We start from the raw sequence: 18207 nt of genomic DNA on the forward strand, positions 1-18207 counted from the left end.
TCTGGGCTGTTTACACCGGATAAGTTTAGACCATCTGGCTGCCTGCATCAGGGGAAATCTCAGGTTTTGGCCCCCGCAAAGGGAGTAAACTTACCCCACCGTGAGTGCTGCGCGGCTTTGCATCTTTTCATTTAAGAGCGCGCTCAGCTCTTTCAGGGCGGTGCCGTTGAACAGGTGAGGCACGGCCTCTCCGGGAACCGGCTTGCCAAAGAGATATCCCTGGGCAAAATCGCAGCCGTGCATCGCCAGCCACTGTGCCATGTCGACTTTTTCAATCCCTTCGGCCGTGACCTGCATCTCCAGACTTTTCCCCATTGCCAGAATGGCATCAACCATCTGGTTTTTATTCGACGACTGCAGGGCAATAAAAGAACGGTCAATTTTGATCTTATCAATTGAGAGCTGTGTCAGATGATACAGGCCGGAATAGCCGGTACCAAAGTCATCCAGAGAGACGGATATTCCCATCGCCCTGAAGGTATTCAGGTTCGTTTTCGCGTTATGCAGATTGGTGATCAGCGCCTCCTCGGTGATCTCAATTTCCAGGCGTGAGCAGGGGAAATGTTCTTCCAGCAGTTGTTGCCGCAGACTTTCCGGGAAGCCCAGATCGTCAATCATCGATGCGGAGACATTGATGGCCAGGGTCAGATGCGGCTCCCAGTTCAGGGCAATGCGGCACGACTGGCGCAGCATCTGTTCGGTCAGTGCAGGCATCACGCCCATTCTGTCGACGTCAGCGATAAAATCGGCAGGCATCAGCAGGCCCCGCCCGGGATGATGCCAGCGTGCAAGAATCTCAAAGCCGGAGATCTGCTGGCTGTGCAGATTGACGATAGGCTGGAAGTAGGGGACAAATTGTCCCTGCTGCACCGCCTCAATGATTTCACGTTCAAAACGCTCTCTGGCACGCACGGCCTCACCGTAAGCCGGATCGTAGAACCGGTACGCGCCGCGCCCGGTATTTTTGCTGTGATACATCGCCGTGTCGGCGCATTTCAACAGCAGATCCGGCTCATTCGCATCCTGCGGGGCGAGGGCAATCCCAATGCTGACACCGGCAGAAACAGGGTGAGGGGTGGAGGCCAGTGGCTGAGAAAGGGCCATGCAGATACCCGATGCCAGCAGAGCCAGTTCATCCTGGATCATGCTGCCGTCGATCAGCAGGGCAAACTCGTCGCCCCCAATCCGGGCAACGCTAATCCCCTCACGGCGGAAATGCCTGAGTCGTTCTGCCAGCTCACACAGCACCTCATCACCGGTGGCGTGTCCGAAGGTGTCATTAATGGGCTTAAATTTGTCGAGGTCAATAATCATCACGGCCGTGCCGGTTTCACGGTTACTGAGCGCCTGCCTCAGGCGTTCCATAAAGACCCGTCGGTTATGCAACCCGGTGAGCTCATCATGACGCGCCAGCCGCAGTGTTTCCTTGCGGGCCGCCATAATTTCCCCATTACTCTGGCTGAGAGAGATCAGCAACCGCCGGATGATCCAGCCGGGAATGAGAATCGACAGTATGGCAAAGGCGGTCGAAGTGAAGACGAAACGCCAGCGCTCCGCCGTTTCAAAACCGCCGTCATAGGGAATACCCAGCCAGGGCAGAACGATGCCTTCAAGCGTAAATTCCCACAGGGTGGCCAGGGCCGCGACGCTGATCAGAGAGATAAACAACCAGAAAGCCAGTCGCCATTGTAGTTTAGAAGACCGATCTTCCACGTCAGAGATCCTGATAATTAAGGAGGGATTATTCATCACTATCGGCCAGGGTCCTCTAAACTTGAACGACCGGCGACAGGCCGGTGCGGTACGAATTCTGCCGCCATGCGGACGGCAGGGGCAGAGACACGACAACATTCGCGGAATGAGGAGAGTTTATGAGGGTATCACTCAGGGGGCAGGTGGCGCTGGTCACCGGCGCGAGCTCCGGAATCGGGTACGCCTGTGCAGAAACGCTGGCAGAGGCCGGTGCGAGTGTGGCGATCAACTATCACCGTCAGGCTGAACCCGCCGAGGCGCTGGCCGACAGGATCCGTACCGCCGGTGGCCGTGCCATTGCACTGCAGGCCGATGTGTCGAAAGAGGCTGAAGTAAAACAGCTTTTTTCCCGCACGATAGCCGAATTTGGCGTTCTGGATATCCTTGTCGCCAACTCCGGCCTGCAGAAGGACGCGCCCGTCAGCGAAATGACGCTGGCAGACTGGAACGGGGTACTGGAGGTGAACTTAACCGGGCAGTTCCTCTGCGCGCAGGCCGCCGTCCGGCAGTTCCGCCAGCAGGCGCACCGGCCCGAGGTCAGCCGGGCCGCAGGAAAAATTATCCATATGAGTTCGGTACATCAGCGCATCCCGTGGGCGGGGCACAGTAATTATGCCGCCTCTAAGGGCGGGGTGGATATGCTGATGCAGTCGCTGGCACAGGAACTGGGTGGCGAGCGCATCCGCATCAACGCGGTCGCGCCCGGTGCGATTGCAACCGCCATTAATCAGGAAAGTACCCAGGGAGAGGCGGGAGAAAAGCTACTGAAACTCATCCCGTACGGCCGCATCGGTGACGCTGAGGACGTGGCGAACGCGGTCGTCTGGCTGGCCAGTGACCTGTCAGACTATGTTCATGGCACCACACTGTTCATCGATGGTGGCATGAGTCTTTATCCCGGGTTTCGCGATAATGGCTGAGCGATAAGGCGCAGTCATCGGGTACGGCCAGAACTCCTGTTCTGGCTTTGATGCCGTATAAAGCACGTCGTCTGTACAGACCGGATTTAACCACGCATCGTGGGAGGTCTGAAAACGTATTAATCTGAGCGTGGTGATCAACGCCCTGACAGGCTGTCATCCGGCCATTCATTTTCCATCCTTCATCACAGACGGATAATTCAGCCTGTATTTATCAACCTTCCGTCAAGATTCAGTCAATATATTATCGGTAAAGAAAAATCAGAGAAAGATAATTTTCTGATTCATCTTGAACATATCTTGATAAAGCCTGCTTAGTATGAAAGTCTGGTTAACAGCAATTTATTATATGATGAGAAAGTTAAAAAGATTACTTTATGGATGGGAAAAGTCTGATGCTAAAACCTACCGGCACACTTATCAGTTATTTGGCGGGAGTTTGAATGTCAACCCGGATGTCCTCGACTTCATCGGTGATCATGAAAACCTGCGCATCCGTTACTTTCATCGCGAGAAAAATGGCGTGATTACCGGGGGTTATCCGGTGGTTGAAGATCAACATGTTGGAGTAAATATATGGGAAAAATACCCTTTCTCCTATGACGAAATCCTGCTCCCCCTGTCTGCGGAAGCAAAATTACTTTTTCCGGATAAAACAAACCGATTATCACCCGTACATAATAAAGTTCTGCTCAACGTTAATTATTCATTCGCACGGAAAAATGCCATCTGCATTGTTGAGCAAAAACTTTCGGCCAAGAGCGAGAAAAATCGCAGAAATGAATTCAACCGTTTTATTAAAGCCGGGGGAGTGATCTGCGACCAGTCTGATTTTTCTGCTGAAGAACTTGCTCATTTATATGTACATCTGTTTAACGCGAGATTTCGGGGAACAGTAAAATGTTTTAATGTCGATGTGCTGACAAATACAATTAGCTCACTGCGACATCTTTTCTTTGGCAGCATCCTGTTTGTCAGAGACATTCCCTGTGCGATGGATCTGGTTCTGCACGCGGCAAGTGATCAGCAGATCTATTTTGACGTTCCCAATGGCGGCATTGACCCTCGTTTCTCATCGCTGAGCCCGGGGAGCCTGCTGATGTGGAAAAACATACAGGCGGCCAGGCAGCTCTGCGAAAACACCCACAAAAAGATGCGGTTTTCGCTTGGCGCATTAGATGCAGAATGGAATTATAAATTACGCTGGGCCACCCCTTATAAGACCGGAAAAGTGGTCATCTGACTCCGCGCCGCCCCCGACAGTTGAAAGGAGGGGGTGATTATTCAGCGTAAGTCTTTCTTACGCCTGCAGCGTTCTGAGCATTTACGCACCTCGTCCCAGCATGTCTCCCACTTTTTTCGCCAGCTAAAAGGACGTCCACACACCGTGCAAATTTTTGTCGGAAGCGCGCTTTTTTTCACCCCGATCCTCCTCTCTGACGTTTATCCCCCGGCCTTTTAGCGCCCGGAGTCCCGAAAAGGAGAGTATAACGGATAACATTCGCGCTGCAGGCTGGCGCGACTGTTCCCCTTATACCCAGCAGCAGGAGGACAGCGTCGTACCCGCCAGATCGGCTGGCGGGTACGACGCTATGCCGGCTTCGGCTTACAGCGTGGCTGTATCCGCCTTTGCCAGCGGACGCAGGCCGCGACCGGTCAGGGTAAAATAGGAGATCACGGTAAAGGTGGTGGTGATCAGACCCAGAATCAGGTAAGCCTGATGGAAGCCTACAGTGTCATACATTCTTCCTACCCACGCGGATAGCACCACGCCAGAAAGCTGTTTAGACAGGTTAAATCCGATCAGGAACAGGGTGGCCGATACGCGCGGATCGAAGACCGAAGAGATGTATTTAAAGGTGCCGACCAGCAGGAAAGGCAGCTCAAACATATGCAGCATTTTCAGCAGGATCACCTCAACACCGCTGCTGGCAAATGACGACCCGATAATCCTGACTGACATGATGGCTCCGGCCACAAGCAGGGCGTTTTTTGCCCCAATGCGGTTAATAATAAACGGTGCGCAGAACATGATGCAGGCGTTGAGTAATTCCCCGCCGGTAGTGACGAATCCAAAGATCTCGGTGCCCCGCTGGGGCGAAGAAAAGAATCCTTTAAAGAAGTTGGCAAACTGCTGATCGAACACGTCGTAGATACTGGCAACGCCGATAACATATAACAGGAAAGCCCAAAAGCGCGGCATTTTTAACAGTTCCAGCGCCATCGCCAGCGAGAACTCGCGCTGGTTCGCCCCCAGCTTATTCAACACCTGAGCCGTCTGGTTCGGCTGCGGACGGGAGACCACCAGCAACACCGCCAGCACCACCCCGAAACCGGAGGCTATCCAGAAAGTAATATTGGGGTTGATGCTGAACAGCAGCCCGGTGATGGAGGCGCAAATGGCCCAGCCCACGCAGCCCGACACCCTGACTTTGCCATATTCAAAGCGGTTGGTACGACTGACACGCTCGATATAGGCTTCTACTGCCCCCGCGCCGCCGGAGAAAACAAACCCAAGGTACAGCCCACCCGCCAGCGCACCGGCATAAATATTGTACTGCAGCAAGGGGCGAGAACGTAGATAAAGAACGGGGCGAATAAAATCAACAGCACGACAATGGCCCAGAGCAGATGCTTGCGCAGGCCCAGCTTGTCAGAGATCAAACCGAAAGCCACCTGGAAAACGATGGCAAATAAGGCGATAAAGGAAAATACCAGACCGGTTTCAGACTTGGTGAGGTGATTAACGTCCGAAAGCCATATTGGGAAGAAGGGAAAATAGGCCGACATGATGAAATAGTAAAAGAAGAAAAACAGCATAAAATAGATGAAGTTATGCCGTTCCTGCGTAGAAAGCTGCGTCATTTTCATAGTGTCACCTGGATTATTATTCTCTCATGGGGATGAAACGCCCCGTCCACGCTTCCTGATGTTGAATAGCGCCACTGCCTTTTCTGCCCCCCGGGGGGATGCCGGGTAGCCGGGACACCACCTTCTTCCGTGTTCCGGTCCTGCCTGCTCAGAATGTATAGCGCCATACATTTAAACTGGAGTAAAAACGATATCAGTCCGTATGAGCAATGCTTTTGACCGGTATTTTTGAGCCAAATCACGCTAATAGCTGATTATTTCCTGTAATGTCGTGCGCATGACATTTATTCTCCATTTAATACATTTTCCGACAAGAAGTGTTTATGACCAGGAAAAATAATGAATAAACGGCAGGCAACACTGGAGGATGTCGCCAAAGCGGCAGGCGTCTCCCAGCAGACGGTGTCACGGGTGCTGAATAACCCTGACATTGTCTCCGAGCGGACGTGCAACAAAGTGCTCAGCGCCATGAATACGCTGAATTATGTCCCTAACCGCTCGGCGCAGATCCTGGCAGGCAAGACCCTGCCCACGTTTGGCTTGCTCACCACCTCTCTGGCCCTGCATGCCCCGTCGCAGATAGCGTCATCCTTTAAACACCATGCGGAGAAGGTGGGGTATCAGGTGGCCATCTCGATGCTGAAAGACGGGCAGCTGAATGTACTGCAGACCGCGCTCAGTGAGTTCAGCGCGCAGAAGATCAACAGCGTAGTGATGAGCCTGCCACTGGAAAAAACCGAGGCGGAAACGCTGGCACAGGATAATCCCCACATGCAGCTGCTGTTCCTCGACGTGCCTCCCGCTGCCGGGGTCTGTCATCTCGGCTTTCTGCACAACGACGGAACAGCCAGCAGCGTCAATCTTCTGCTCAGTCTGGGTCATGAAAAATTCGGCCTGCTGGCCGGGCCGGAGAGTTCCATTTCCGCGCGGCTTCGCCTGGCCTGCTGGCGCGACGCGCTGTGCAAGGCCGGCGTCCTGGAGCGGGACGTCGAATACGGCGACTGGAGCGCCAGCAGCGGCTGGGTAAAAACCATCGAATTATTCAGCCGCCATCCTGACATCACCGCGATGCTGGTGGCCAGCGATCAGATGGCCTTAGGGGTCATCAGCGCGCTGCGGCATCTCAACCGGCGTGTCCCCCAGGATGTGTCCGTTATCGGCTATGACGATACGCCCGACAGTCAGTATTTCCATCCGGCCCTGACCACGGTCAGGCAGGACTTTGACCTTATCGGTCAACGCGCCGTTACTCATCTGTTAAACAGGATGAATTCCCCGCAGACCGTCTTTACCGACCTGCTTCCCACCACCCTGATGATCAGGGAGTCCACCGCCCAACCGGCGGTTACAGGGGCGGAGGATCCGCTGATCCGGCAGCTTAAAGCGCTGGTTCAGCAGCTTTAGCAGCCCACCGGGGATCTGACGCCCGGTACGGCAAAGGCCTTAGCGAGCATTACCTTTTCCTATCAGTGAACCTGCCTGGGCATAAACGGGCAGGGTGGGAGCCGGTTTTTTGAGATTTTACGCTGCCACTTTGGCTTAACTCATCGGGTTTGTTCTATGCTTTTTAACGTCACGTCCTTTTCCCCCCTTCCTGGAGGAGCAGCACATGAGAGCATTAACCTATCACGGACCGCATAAGGTCAGCGTCGACAACGCCCCGGACCCGGTTCTGCAGGCAGCGGATGACATCATTCTTCGCGTCACGGCAACGGCAATCTGCGGTTCAGACCTGCATCTGTACCGGGGGAAAATACCCGGCACGCATCACGGCGACATATTTGGCCATGAGTTTATGGGTGAGGTGGTGGAAGCCGGCAAAGAGGTCAGCGCGGTGGCCAAAGGCGATCGCGTGGTGATCCCGTTTGTGATCGCCTGTGGCGACTGTTTTTTCTGCCATCTGCATAAGTATGCCGCCTGCGAGAATACTAACAGCGGGAGAGGCGCCATCCTGAACCGAAAAGGCATCACGCCTCCGGCAGCCCTGTTCGGCTACAGCGATCTCTACGGGGCATTCCCGGCGGACAGGCTGAATATGTTCGGGTCCCCAAAGCCAATACCGGCCCCTTCCGGGTTCCCTCAACGCTGCCGGATGAAAAAGTCCTCTTCCTGTCGGATATCTTACCTACCGCATGGCAGGCGGTGAAGAATGCCGACATCACCCGGGGTTCCAGCGTTGCCATTTACGGTGCCGGCCCGGTAGGGTTACTCAGTGCCGCCTGCGCCCGGCACGAAGGGGCGGAACAGATCTTTATGGTCGATCATAATGATTACCGGCTGGCCTTTGCCCGTGAACGCTATGGCGTTATCCCGATTAACTTTGATGAAAATGACGATCCTGCCGCACTGATTATTGAAAACACGGCGGGCCACCGCGGTGTGGACGCCGTCATTGATGCCGTGGGCTTTGAAGCCAAAGGCAGCCTGACCGAAACCGTGCTGACCACGCTGAAAATTGAGGGAAGCAGCGGCAAGGCGCTGCGGCAGTGTATTGCTGCCGTGCGGCGCGGTGGGGTGGTCAGCGTCCCCGGCGTTTACGCTGGCTTCATCCACAGCTTTATGTTTGGTGATGCGTTTGATAAGGGCCTGACGTTTAAGATGGGGCAGACCCATGTTCACGCCTGGCTGCCGGACCTGCTCTCCCTTATCGAAAAGGGCCACCTGAAGCCTGAAGAGATTGTCACCCACCATATGCCGCTGGAAGATGCCGCGAAAGGATACGAAATTTTTGAAAAACGCGAGGAGGAGTGCCGGAAGGTGATCCTGGTGCCGGGGATGGCCGCGCGCTAACGTCCCCCGGGGGCGAGAGACCGCCCCCGCCCCTTACCTTTTACTTTTCAAAACAGAATAATACTATGTGCCATTTTGCAGAAATACCAGCGGTGCTGAAGACGATTGCCGCTGGCAAAAGGTCTGTAAAATCGTAGAGACAAAAGGAATGATTCTTCAGAGTGAAGCCTCATTAACTAATGTGAGATAGCGGGAGCCAGATATGTTTTTACCGCTAACCACACAGACAACTTTCCGCCCGCTCAGTTCTTTTGCATAACGAAGGACCGCCGCAACGGCGGGTACTCCTGAAGGCTCGACAACATGGCTATGTAGATTGAGCATTAACAGCATCGCTGCTTTAATTTCGGCTTCCGAAACGAGAAGGACACGATCGACGCGGTCGCGTATAAGTGGCCAGGTCATCGTTTCAGGTTCTATATAGCCACTGATACCTTCGGCGATTGACGACGTAATTTCCACAGGGATCGTTTCGCTAGCATCTTTCCAACGCGCAAATGTCGGGCTCGCTTCACTTTGTATTGCCCATATTTCAGCTGCAGGGTTTATGGCTTTGATGGCCGTTGCAATACCGGAGGCCAGGCCGCCGCCGCCAATGTTAACCAGAATAACGTCAGCGTCTGCCCAGTCTTCCATAATTTCCAGACCGACAGTGCCGCCCCCGGCAATCATCTTTTCATTATTGTAGGCGGAGACGAATAGTGCGCCTGACTGTTGCGCTGCGATAATGGCAGCCTGTCTCGCATCTTCAATATTTTCAAAAAACGTAACCTGAGCACCATAATTTTTCATCGCCGAGACCTTAATGGGGTCTGCTGACAGCGGCAAGAATATGGACACGGGTATGCCTGCTACCTGTCCCGCACAAGCAAGTCCTAAGCCATGGTTCCCCGCCGTCGGGGCGATGACGCCGGCACGTTGCTGGTCTGCGCTGAGACAGGCAAGAACGTTTGCGGCGCCTCTCAGCTTAAAGCTACCGGTATGTTGGAGATTTTCCATCTTGAGCCTGACCTCCGTCCCGACAAGGGCAGACAGCGCGAACGAAGGCACCAGCGGAGTTCTGCATACTGTTGTCTTAATTAGCCGGGAAGCTGCGTAAATATCTTTCAACGTGACACTGCCCATTGGCCTTAGAGTGTGGTTTGTCATAGTATGCCCGTGAAGTTATATAAGACATTAACTATATAGGTAATTGGCTATATGAACAACTCAAAGACATCCATGGCCGATATCTTTCGCGCCCTCGGTAATGAGCACCGGCTCGTGATTGTCGAATGGCTGGCCGATCCAAGGTCACATTTTCCTGAGCAGCAGGACGGCGATCTGGTTAAAGATGGCGTATGTGTCGGGTTTATCACTGAAAAAATTGGATTAAGTCAGCCCACCGTGACAGGCCATCTACAAAATCTCGCTAAAGCCGGAATTGTGACCTCGAAACGTATCAAAAACTGGGTATTCTATAAACTTGATCGCCAAAGGATGGATGAAGCAACGGCAATGCTGTCGGAATATGGGAAGCTGGCGACTCGCCGCTTATAGCGAACGATGTCTGGGCCAGCCTTCATTCTCTGCATAATATCGCCAGATATTATCGGTTCACAGCCAGCAAAGACTCAATACTTTCACCTCTGGAGATGAATGACAGGTCAGGAAAAATTTATTGCTACCAGGGTTATACTTTTGGAAGAGAAACTTATTTTGTACGCTCACTGGATGCAGCCTATACCCTGGCAGTATTATCAGACATCGAAGGTTATGATATCTATAAAAAATTCAATCAGATATGTCGTACGAAATACAGACACACAGACGTAGAGAACATTATGAAAAAAATCATTGACGACAGTTTGGTTATAAAAGCCACAATATCAGCACTTTTTAGTAGTATCGTTGGTTCATTAGTATTTTTAATGTATCTTTCTTGGGGAGATAATAGCACATCCGTATTGGGTCTTATTTTTACTTACTTTTTCATCGTCATGATGAGTATTATTGGGACCATAATGGGTTCTTTAATAATGGGTGTACCATTATTGATGATTTCAGCGCGTTTTTATCCTGATGCCACTGTAAAAGGTAGCTTATTTATAGTGTGCTCTACAATCTTCATGTGGCTGGTTGTACTGGCGTGGCCTGTAACCAAGATATTTGAAATTCATTATTCGGATGTTTTGCTTTTAAGCCCCTATGCTTTCTGTTCGGCTTTCACACTTACCTATCTGACTTACTGGAATTAATGGGCATGGCATTTTCGGGCATACTTATCCTTCCGGAGAGCCTGCTGATGTGCTCACTTACCCTCTGAACACCGGGCATCTCCTGCATCACGCCCAGCCGTGATTTTGGTATCAGGAACATCAGATTGTAAGATTCACATATTCGCGGTAATCCTGGCGGATCAGGGTAAATGTTTCCGGGTTATTACACCGTTAACGATTGCACATTATAATCAGCCGAAACTATCGCAGTGATACGTGATGCGTACGACCTGGCTGCCGATAATCAGGACAGTCCCCTGGTTAACTGGAATTGCTGATGCGCCCATCGTTACTGAAATATCTCTTTGCCTTACTGAACCGCCATCGCGGCCAGCATTCCTCTGCTTCATTGAAAGCACTGACTCAATCCATGCCTGTCATTGAGTTCAGCCCTGCCGGCATCATCCAGAAGGCCAGCCCTCTGTTTCTGGAAGCAATGGGCTATCGTGCGGAGGAAATACTGGGTCGTCATCACAGTATGTTTTGTCCTCCTTCGCTGGTTAATACACCGGAATACAGGAACTTCTGGCAGCGTCTCGCTGCTGGCGAACGTTTCAGTGATAAATACCTTCGCCTGGCCAGGGGAGGACGTCCCGTCTGGCTTGAAGCAAGCTATATCCCGGTAACCGACCGGCGGGGCAGAGTATTCAAAATCATCAAAATAGCTGCGGATATTTCAGAGAGAATGCAGTCTGCGTTGGAGCAGCAATCTGTGATTAATGCGATCAGCCGGTCAATGGCGATCATTTCATTCAGCCCAGGCGGCGTGGTACTCGATGCTAACGATAACTTTCTGAAAGCTACCGGCTATACGCGGGAACACGTGCTCGGGCAGCATCACAGGATGTTTTGTTCAGACAAACTCAGCGCAAGCGAAGCGTACCGGCAGTTCTGGGAGAGGCTCAATCAGGGAGAGTATTTTTCCGGTCAGTTTCCACGCCTCAACCGGAAGGGTGACCCCCTGTGGCTCCGCGCGACCTATAACCCGGTTTTTAACAGTAATGGCCAGCTCTATAAAATCGTCAAATTCGCTTCCGACGTGACGGAACAGGTCATACGTAATAAGAGTGAGCAGGATGCGGCCGTCCATGCCTGGAATATGGCCGTAGAGACGCGGGGAAGCGCTCAGGCTGGCGCAGCGGTGATTGATAACAGTATCCGGGTCATTAACAGGATTGCGGAAAACATGAACGTTGTCTCCGCCGACATATCACGTCTTAATAGTCAGTCGGTCAGCATTGACGGTATGGTGGAAACCATCAGAGGCTTTGCCATGCAGACTCGCCTCATTGCTCTTAATGCGGCGATAGAGGCCGCAAGGGCAGGGGCATCAGGCAGGAGCTTCGCCGTTGTTGCCTCCGAGGTGCGTACCCTTGCAGCCAGCGTCAGCGGCGCGACAGAAGAAATTGAACGGATTGTCTCCGGTAACCATCAGCTGGCCAGAGAGGTTCTCAGGGGCATAGAAGTCAGTCTTGAAAATACCGGTCAGGGTGTCACCCTGATGCGTGAGGCCGGTGAGGTGATTACCAGCATCCAGCAGAATTCTGAACGTATGGAAAATGCCGTCAGGGAAGTTGCCCGCTCGGTTGACGCTTAATATTGGGGCCGATTCAGTGCATACCGCAGCCGAAGCACAATCGTTCGGCTTCTCAGCAGGTAACGAGCCACTCACACGTTGTCTCTGGCCCAACATATGACGTATCACAGCGTATATACGCTACCCTGTGATACCGTCTGTGACCCGGTGGATCCTCTCGATGCCTCTTATGACAGTTCTCAGTGCCATCAGATATCTACAGTTCTTTAATCACTCTGGCTGGATTCCCTGCAACAACACAGTTTGGCGGCACGTTTTTCGTCACCACTGCGCCTGATGCAACAACAACATTATCGCCCAGCGTCACTCCCGGGTTAATGATTGCACGGCCGCCGATCCATACATTATGACCAATCGTAACCGGCTTACCGTACTCTGCGCCACCGATGCGTGCCCCGGCGTCGAGAGGATGAGTGGCTGTATAGATATGTACGCCGGGCGCAAGCATGCAGTTATCCCCAATACGCACTTCACAAACATCCAGGATCACACAGTCAAAATTGGCATAGAAATTCTTGCCCAGATAAATATTATATCCATAATCGCAGCGGAAAGTTGGCTCCACATAGGCCTTACTAAGGCCGCCTAACAGCTCAGTTAATAATTTCTGACGCAGATCTGTCTCATCTGGCGATGAATGATTGTAAAGGTGTAGCAGATTTCTTGCTTGTTTCCGTTCGCTACGCAATAACGCATCTCCGGCATCATAAAGGTCGCCAGCGATCATTTTCCGCTTTTCTTCACTCATCGTCATCTGATGCTATCCTTTTAATAAAATCCATTAGTTCCCGGTGTTACTACGTGCAATTATGACCATCTCAGCTCTGTATCATGCGGCTTTGCAACCTAAGCTTTGGTTAAACCGCAATAAATAGCCATCTGGATCAAGGATCAAGAAATTAAGCTGACCATGCAAACGATTATGGTCGCGATACCAGCGTTCCTCGACAGGTTTATGCAAAGGGTGACCGGCATCTTCAATTGCCGCCGCGAGTAGCGCGCAGTCAGGACACACAATTGACAGGTTCAACCCTCTGCCAAAGGGACGCTCCAGAGGACCTACCCGCCAGGGCGACTCATCCGGATAGTCTTCCTCAAGCATCAGTTGACTACCATAATAGGAAAGAAATGCGAACTTGTCTTCTGGCCTGTCATACTCAATTTTGAACCCCAGAATATCGTGATAAAACTGCAAACTCTGTTGCAGATCAGAGACGATCAATTCAGGAATCAGCGCATTCATTTTCAGCATGACATGCTCCTGTTGATTTCAAAGGTATAAAATTATAAAGACGGCATGCTAACCACGTAGCATGAGGCTATGCAAGCAAATATGAAAGCGCCTGTTTTCGTTCTACTGACCCCCTTATATTAATGTAAACAGGGGGTTAATATCATTACTGCATTATGATATGTGCGGCCCTTATAGGTACGCACAACGTTAATTATGTTAAATTGCATATCAGATCAGGTACCCGGCTGTGGGCTGTGCTCACGGGTACCTTGCCTTCCTCTCTTTGCCACCGTCCTTCAATCCCTTCTTTGCTTATAGCCATGCAGGATGTGGTGCCTGTGAACTCATCCTTAAAATAGGCCGGTCAGGCATGGGGTCGACTCCGCCTCCGGGATTGTTGGTAAAGCCGCATGCGCCGTGCACGGTGATTCTCTTACGTGCATGGCGCGATGAAGAGCCATAAGAGACTACGCACTTGCCCCCTGGAGATTAGATATATTCACTCGGTTCGGCCGGACCTGGGTTCATAATCCAGTCGAAGGTCAAACTTCCTGTAAGACCCAATCTGGTTAAGGCCATGAGACGGTTATAATGCCCGACCCCTGGTAGCTCCCGGGTTGAGCTGTGGAGGATTTGAGTTTGGACAGGATCGCCACTGGGTGAGGGTAGTTACCGGCGGTTAAGTCCAACGTCGTTACTCCCTCTGCCTCTATATATAATCCGGAATCGATTTTGTCCGACCCGGAGCGTAGTTTCACATCACTCGTTGTCGATAGAGTAACCGTCGACGTGCCAGAGCAACTCACGGTCCAGATGTCATGCACTTTACTCGATATACCGGTTGTTTTTTGGTCAGGATGAGTCAGCACTGAAGGCCCGGTTACACTGCAATGAACGGTCTGAGGAGGTGTGGTGTTGGAGCAACTCGAATCGCGATATCCCCAGCGCCCCCCGCCATTTCCTGTGATTTCTAGGGATACAAACAGATCGCAGCGGCCCGCAGCAATCTCCGGTCCGTTGTAATACAATTCCAGTCGGATCGGTGCTCGTTCGATATTAACTTTTGCCGCATTGAATATCGCGGACTCGGTGGGCGTTTCGACTTCGCCAGAGGCGTAGACCTGGCTGACAAACACACCTCCGCATGTATATTCGCGCCTGTCGATACTCCGACTGCAGGGAAAATCCAGGGTACGGTATGCGGCTTCAACTCCCGAATTGATGGCCGACGGCCGGGTAGTTGAAATTACAACCTGTATACGCATTGTGTCCGGATAGGGTTGCCACGCACTGTACCGCGTGAATTGAAAATTGGAGAGCTTGAGGGGAGGCCATTCATCAATCGGTCGTGAGAGATCGACCTGTGGCGAATAGGAGAATGCGTGGGAAGGGATGGCAGTAAGTTGGAACAATAGAATTAGTGCGATAGAGTTAACGATGCGCATAGACGCCCTCGGGTATTGGTTGTTTTTCCAGAGAAGCGAATTAGCGCCGCAGCATCCCTTTCGCCCATATGTTCCACCGTGCCTCATACGCCTGCACCCGTTCGTCGATGGCTGTCTGTGATAGCCCCGCCTTCGGGCTTGCTCGTAAAGCCGCATGCGTTGTGCACGATGATTTTCTAACGCGCGTGGCGCGATGGAGGTCCCCGTGGGGGTGAACCACAGGCCCAGCCAGTCAAATCCATGTTCATTCCTTCCCAATTGGGTTTTATCCGGGTGCGTTGCAAAACCACTCAGATTAAAAAATTCATGCATACGCTTTACACTGTGCCGCAGTTGCCAACGCGTACGGGCAAGCAACAAAAATAAGCATTTAACCCGTCGCTTTCAGTCTTATTCATATTCCAGACTAAAGGTGGCAATGGCGCTGAACGGTCCGTGTTCAATGCTGCGTTTGGCAATCGCCTCCGGTTCACCCTGCACATAGGCCTGTACCGTCAGCGTGTTGCTGCCCCCGTCCAGCCGGTAGCCTGGCCCGATTTTATTGAGCGGCAATTTCTGCCCCGCCGGAGTTTCCATACCGATGGCAATACCGGAAGCCTGGCTGCCGCCGTCAATCGCCAGCAGCCCCTTAAGGCTCGGGTTTTCCGTGCCGCTAAAGGTCACCTTTACCGTTTTGCCCAGGCTGAGATCGCACTCCGTCAACCGGATAGCAAACGCCTGGCCACGAGTGCGTTGGTTGGCGTACAGGTATTTGTCGATCACCGTGCCAAATTCCAACTTCACACTCTCATCACCCGGCGCGATCACACAGGGTTCCGCCACCAGTGCACCATGCAGGCGGACATTGTCGGCCTGCACCGCGCCGCTAACTGCCATCAGCAAGGCGATCGGTACCGTATAAATCAGTACTTTCATTGATAGACCGCCTTTAAGGTCGCGGTGGCTTCAAACGGCCCCTCGGTTAACGTTGCCCCCGGCCGCTTTACCGGCACGGCCTCAAGCTGCGGTGGGTTGGTCAGGCTGATGGGGATCGGTTTATTCAGCTCAAAGGGCACGCCGTTTTGCTTAATCTGGATAGCCAGATCGTTAACGCCGGTCACGACTACCGCCGCCCGGTCGTAATCCGCCGGGGTGCCGACGATTTCCAGCGTCATCGCGAAAGCATTGGCGTCAGGATCGCAGCTGATCCGGTAATTCATTGGCCGCAGGTATTGCACTCCATCCACTTTTTTCACCCCCACCCGGTCACCAAAATCGACATCGACCTCGCTGCCATTGCTGCTGATGGTGCAGGCGGGCGGCTCAACCAGGGTACCGTAGAGCCACATATTTTCCGCAGCCAGCCCTGCCGGGCTCAGCATGCTGCCAATCAGCAGCACGAGAGCACGTGAATAGCGCTTCATCGATATTCCACCTTCATCGTGGCACCGGCAGAAAATGGCCCACCGGTCAGGCTGGCGCCTGGGCGTTTAACCGGCACCGCCTCAAGCTTTGGCCAATCCGGATAGGTAAAATTCAGCCAGGTGTTGATCGGCATACGGTTACCGTTATTAAGCAAGGCAATGCCAAGGTCGGTTTTTGCCGTGCCCAGGACGTCACCATCAAACGCCGCGCCATTGCCGTCTATCAACATCCTCACCGCATTTGACGTACCGCCCGGGCACTGCACCGAGTAGACGATCGGCATCTTTTTATAATCCCCCCTACGCGGGTCGTCATCACGCCGTTACCGAACTTCACTTCGATCAGATCGTTGTGGTTGATCTCGCACGGCGTTGCCACCACCGTCACGTTGACCGTTACCGTGGAGGAATTCTCCATCGCCTGGGATCCCGTGCCCCAACAGGCCATTGCCAGGCCTAGTGCATACAGCGCCGGTCTCCGACCGCATAACATTCCCGTGTCCATGGCACCCGCCTTAGTCATAGTTAAGCCTGAAGTCTACATGGGCCGAATACGCACCCGCCTGTAGCGGTGCACGCGTGCGTTCCGGTGTCACAACGTAGTCCAGCGAGTCTTGGCCTGCGGCCAGCAGCAAAGGTGCCCCACGGCTACCCAGGCGAATATCCCGGCCGAGCGAGTCTTGCATACGTAACGCCACCCCGGAGGCCCCACGCACGCTTATTAGCTCCGGGTTGTTCGCATCCGCCGGGGCAACAAAACTGACAGACACGGCAGGCTGTTGGAGGCTCCACAACAGATTTGCGTTACGGTCATCACGGTTGTTCGCCGGGCTGCGCAGGCAGTCCCGCAGACGCAGCCTGACGGTTACCGGCGTGCCCTGTGCGCCAATTTTCGCCATGCGCCCAGTACCGGTTTCCCCAGCCACACATCCTGGTAAGCCGAGGCCATTTCCAACCGGCAAGCGCTCTCGGTCAGCGCACCGTGCACACGCAACACGCCATTGGCACCCTCAACATTCCCGTTATCCGCAGCGCGGGCTTCCGGTAGCAGTGCCATCATGCTGCCTAATACCATCAACACCGCTGCAGCCTGCTGTGCAGGGCAAGACCAGCCACCCTTCCCTTGTCTTCGTTGTTGCATGTTCCGCTCCCTGTGTTACACCAGTCATCAGCTTTGTTTGACCGGCCTGGCCTTGCAGTCGGTCCCACCACAACTGAACTGCAACCGCGGGCGGCCGCCGTAGTCGTTAACGTAAGTCAACACCGGCGCATTACCCAAAATGGATACGCCAAGATTCAACATCGCTTTATCTTGTGGCGGCACCATCAGCGGTTCAAACCCCTTAGCGCCAGCTCCGCCTTGCTTGCTGCTGGCCTCGACAATCGTCACGTAATATGGCGTCGGGTTATTGACCTGATACTTGTCACCCTGCCTGGTCAGCGTCAGCTGTTCCTGCCACGGAGCCGCACCTTCGGTATTGCTCAGCGCTTTGGGCCGGTAAAACAGCTTGATGCGCGTTTGCAACGCCAGTTGCAGCGTGTTGGGCTTTTCGCTCTTTGGCGGGATCTCGCGCAGGTTGAAATAAAACAGCGTCTCGCGATCCTGGGCCAAAAGGTTAGCGGCAGGTAAGGCCTGCACCTTGATCTGGCTTTTTGCACCTGGCTCCAGGCGCTGCAAAGGCGGCAACACCGTCAGCGGCGTGGTAATTTTATTGCCCTGCGCATCTTCCACCCAGCCCTGAGCCAGATAGGGCAGTTGTTTGTTCTCGTTGCTGATACTCAGGCTGACCGATTTGTCAGCACCGTTAAACACTACGCGAGTGCGATCCAGCGCAATCGCCGCCTGAGCCTGCTGCATGCACAACACACTTATCAGCAGACCGCCCGTTAGGGATAAGAAAGGTTTATTCATAGAGTTCATCGTTAATTACTCGCTA

General features: G+C 53.1%; 15 protein-coding genes and 3 pseudogenes. 7 read left to right on the forward strand and 11 right to left on the reverse strand.

Annotation, left to right across the window (positions count from 1 at the left end; genetic code table 11):
• Positions 1-90 precede the first annotated feature (90 nt).
• The gene (locus K6L24_RS21805) at positions 91-1713 is read right to left on the reverse strand and encodes a putative bifunctional diguanylate cyclase/phosphodiesterase (protein WP_222682378.1); all 1623 of its coding nucleotides are present in this window, start codon (positions 1711-1713) and stop codon (positions 91-93) included.
• 158 nt (positions 1714-1871) lie between these two features.
• On the opposite strand from K6L24_RS21805, the gene K6L24_RS21810 reads away from it, so the two are divergent.
• A complete protein-coding gene (locus K6L24_RS21810) occupies positions 1872-2672 on the forward strand; it encodes an SDR family oxidoreductase (protein ID WP_118666197.1) in 801 nt (266 codons plus the stop codon).
• A gap of 319 nt (positions 2673-2991) precedes the next feature.
• Positions 2992-3915, forward strand: coding sequence for a GNAT family N-acetyltransferase (locus tag K6L24_RS21815; protein WP_244634718.1), 924 nt, complete (start codon positions 2992-2994; stop codon positions 3913-3915).
• Between the two features lie 41 nt (positions 3916-3956).
• On the opposite strand, the gene K6L24_RS21820 is transcribed toward K6L24_RS21815, so the two are convergent.
• Both K6L24_RS21820 and K6L24_RS21825 read right to left on the reverse strand, forming a co-directional pair.
• Positions 3957-4094: a DUF2256 domain-containing protein gene (locus K6L24_RS21820; protein WP_161975969.1), complete on the reverse strand. Its 138-nt coding sequence runs from the start codon at positions 4092-4094 to the stop codon at positions 3957-3959.
• A 184-nt stretch (positions 4095-4278) separates the two neighbouring features.
• Positions 4279-5543 (reverse strand): annotated as a pseudogene (locus K6L24_RS21825) (oligosaccharide MFS transporter).
• A 339-nt stretch (positions 5544-5882) separates the two neighbouring features.
• On the opposite strand from K6L24_RS21825, the gene K6L24_RS21830 reads away from it, so the two are divergent.
• Together K6L24_RS21830 and K6L24_RS21835 are read left to right on the forward strand one after the other, a co-directional pair.
• Positions 5883-6947 (forward strand): LacI family DNA-binding transcriptional regulator, encoded by a 1065-nt coding sequence (locus K6L24_RS21830; protein ID WP_062748767.1) that lies wholly within the window; start codon positions 5883-5885, stop codon positions 6945-6947.
• A 205-nt stretch (positions 6948-7152) separates the two neighbouring features.
• Positions 7153-8333 (forward strand): annotated as a pseudogene (locus K6L24_RS21835) (zinc-dependent alcohol dehydrogenase).
• Between the two features lie 156 nt (positions 8334-8489).
• Here K6L24_RS21835 and K6L24_RS21840 read toward each other — a convergent pair.
• Positions 8490-9482: a threonine ammonia-lyase gene (locus K6L24_RS21840; RefSeq protein ID WP_244634719.1), complete on the reverse strand. Its 993-nt coding sequence runs from the start codon at positions 9480-9482 to the stop codon at positions 8490-8492.
• A 51-nt stretch (positions 9483-9533) separates the two neighbouring features.
• Here K6L24_RS21840 and K6L24_RS21845 point away from each other — a divergent pair, with 51 nt between their 5' ends.
• From K6L24_RS21845 to K6L24_RS21855, 3 genes are all read left to right on the forward strand, one after another.
• Complete coding sequence (locus K6L24_RS21845) at positions 9534-9872, forward strand: ArsR/SmtB family transcription factor (protein ID WP_062748771.1); 339 nt, start codon at positions 9534-9536, stop codon at positions 9870-9872.
• Between the two features lie 95 nt (positions 9873-9967).
• Positions 9968-10570, forward strand: a complete 603-nt coding sequence (locus K6L24_RS21850; protein WP_245006750.1) for a hypothetical protein — start codon at positions 9968-9970, stop codon at positions 10568-10570.
• Between the two features lie 298 nt (positions 10571-10868).
• Positions 10869-12188 carry a methyl-accepting chemotaxis protein gene (locus K6L24_RS21855; protein WP_118666199.1) on the forward strand — a complete coding sequence of 440 codons (1320 nt, stop codon included), beginning with the start codon at positions 10869-10871 and terminating at the stop codon, positions 12186-12188.
• A gap of 196 nt (positions 12189-12384) precedes the next feature.
• Here K6L24_RS21855 and maa read toward each other — a convergent pair whose 3' ends face one another.
• The 7 genes and pseudogenes from maa to K6L24_RS21890 form a co-directional block, all read right to left on the reverse strand.
• Complete coding sequence (gene maa, locus K6L24_RS21860; protein ID WP_162901038.1) at positions 12385-12936, reverse strand: maltose O-acetyltransferase; 552 nt, start codon at positions 12934-12936, stop codon at positions 12385-12387.
• An 81-nt stretch (positions 12937-13017) separates the two neighbouring features.
• On the reverse strand, positions 13018-13440 hold the full coding sequence (locus tag K6L24_RS21865; protein WP_062748777.1) for a VOC family protein: 423 nt from the start codon (positions 13438-13440) through the stop codon (positions 13018-13020).
• 1817 nt (positions 13441-15257) lie between these two features.
• Positions 15258-15782 carry a fimbrial protein gene (locus K6L24_RS21870; RefSeq protein WP_062748870.1) on the reverse strand — a complete coding sequence of 175 codons (525 nt, stop codon included), beginning with the start codon at positions 15780-15782 and terminating at the stop codon, positions 15258-15260.
• Complete coding sequence (locus tag K6L24_RS21875; protein ID WP_062748868.1) at positions 15779-16270, reverse strand: fimbrial protein; 492 nt, start codon at positions 16268-16270, stop codon at positions 15779-15781. The genes K6L24_RS21870 and K6L24_RS21875 overlap by 4 nt, the downstream gene beginning before the upstream one ends.
• A complete protein-coding gene (locus tag K6L24_RS22360; protein WP_245006751.1) occupies positions 16267-16554 on the reverse strand; it encodes a fimbrial protein in 288 nt (95 codons plus the stop codon). The genes K6L24_RS21875 and K6L24_RS22360 overlap by 4 nt, the downstream gene beginning before the upstream one ends.
• Positions 16555-16785: 231 nt before the next feature.
• Positions 16786-17411: pseudogene (locus tag K6L24_RS21885) on the reverse strand (fimbrial protein).
• A 27-nt stretch (positions 17412-17438) separates the two neighbouring features.
• Complete coding sequence (locus K6L24_RS21890) at positions 17439-18182, reverse strand: fimbria/pilus periplasmic chaperone (protein ID WP_162901036.1); 744 nt, start codon at positions 18180-18182, stop codon at positions 17439-17441.
• Positions 18183-18207 lie beyond the last annotated feature (25 nt).

It is taken from the genome of Erwinia persicina (genome assembly GCF_019844095.1).
GTDB lineage: Bacteria > Pseudomonadota > Gammaproteobacteria > Enterobacterales > Enterobacteriaceae > Erwinia > Erwinia persicina.

Coding starts and splice junctions, on each gene's coding strand:
- K6L24_RS21810 (WP_118666197.1), top strand. CDS start 1,872: ATGAGGGTATCACTCAGGGGGCAGGTGGCGCTGGTCACCGGCGCGAGC.
- K6L24_RS21815 (WP_244634718.1), top strand. CDS start 2,992: ATGAAAGTCTGGTTAACAGCAATTTATTATATGATGAGAAAGTTAAAA.
- K6L24_RS21830 (WP_062748767.1), top strand. CDS start 5,883: ATGAATAAACGGCAGGCAACACTGGAGGATGTCGCCAAAGCGGCAGGC.
- K6L24_RS21840 (WP_244634719.1), bottom strand. CDS start 9,482: ATGACAAACCACACTCTAAGGCCAATGGGCAGTGTCACGTTGAAAGAT.
- K6L24_RS21845 (WP_062748771.1), top strand. CDS start 9,534: ATGAACAACTCAAAGACATCCATGGCCGATATCTTTCGCGCCCTCGGT.
- K6L24_RS21850 (WP_245006750.1), top strand. CDS start 9,968: ATGAATGACAGGTCAGGAAAAATTTATTGCTACCAGGGTTATACTTTT.
- K6L24_RS21855 (WP_118666199.1), top strand. CDS start 10,869: ATGCGCCCATCGTTACTGAAATATCTCTTTGCCTTACTGAACCGCCAT.
- maa (WP_162901038.1), bottom strand. CDS start 12,936: ATGAGTGAAGAAAAGCGGAAAATGATCGCTGGCGACCTTTATGATGCC.
- K6L24_RS21865 (WP_062748777.1), bottom strand. CDS start 13,440: ATGCTGAAAATGAATGCGCTGATTCCTGAATTGATCGTCTCTGATCTG.
- K6L24_RS21870 (WP_062748870.1), bottom strand. CDS start 15,782: ATGAAAGTACTGATTTATACGGTACCGATCGCCTTGCTGATGGCAGTT.
- K6L24_RS21875 (WP_062748868.1), bottom strand. CDS start 16,270: ATGAAGCGCTATTCACGTGCTCTCGTGCTGCTGATTGGCAGCATGCTG.
- K6L24_RS22360 (WP_245006751.1), bottom strand. CDS start 16,554: ATGCCGATCGTCTACTCGGTGCAGTGCCCGGGCGGTACGTCAAATGCG.
- K6L24_RS21890 (WP_162901036.1), bottom strand. CDS start 18,182: ATGAATAAACCTTTCTTATCCCTAACGGGCGGTCTGCTGATAAGTGTG.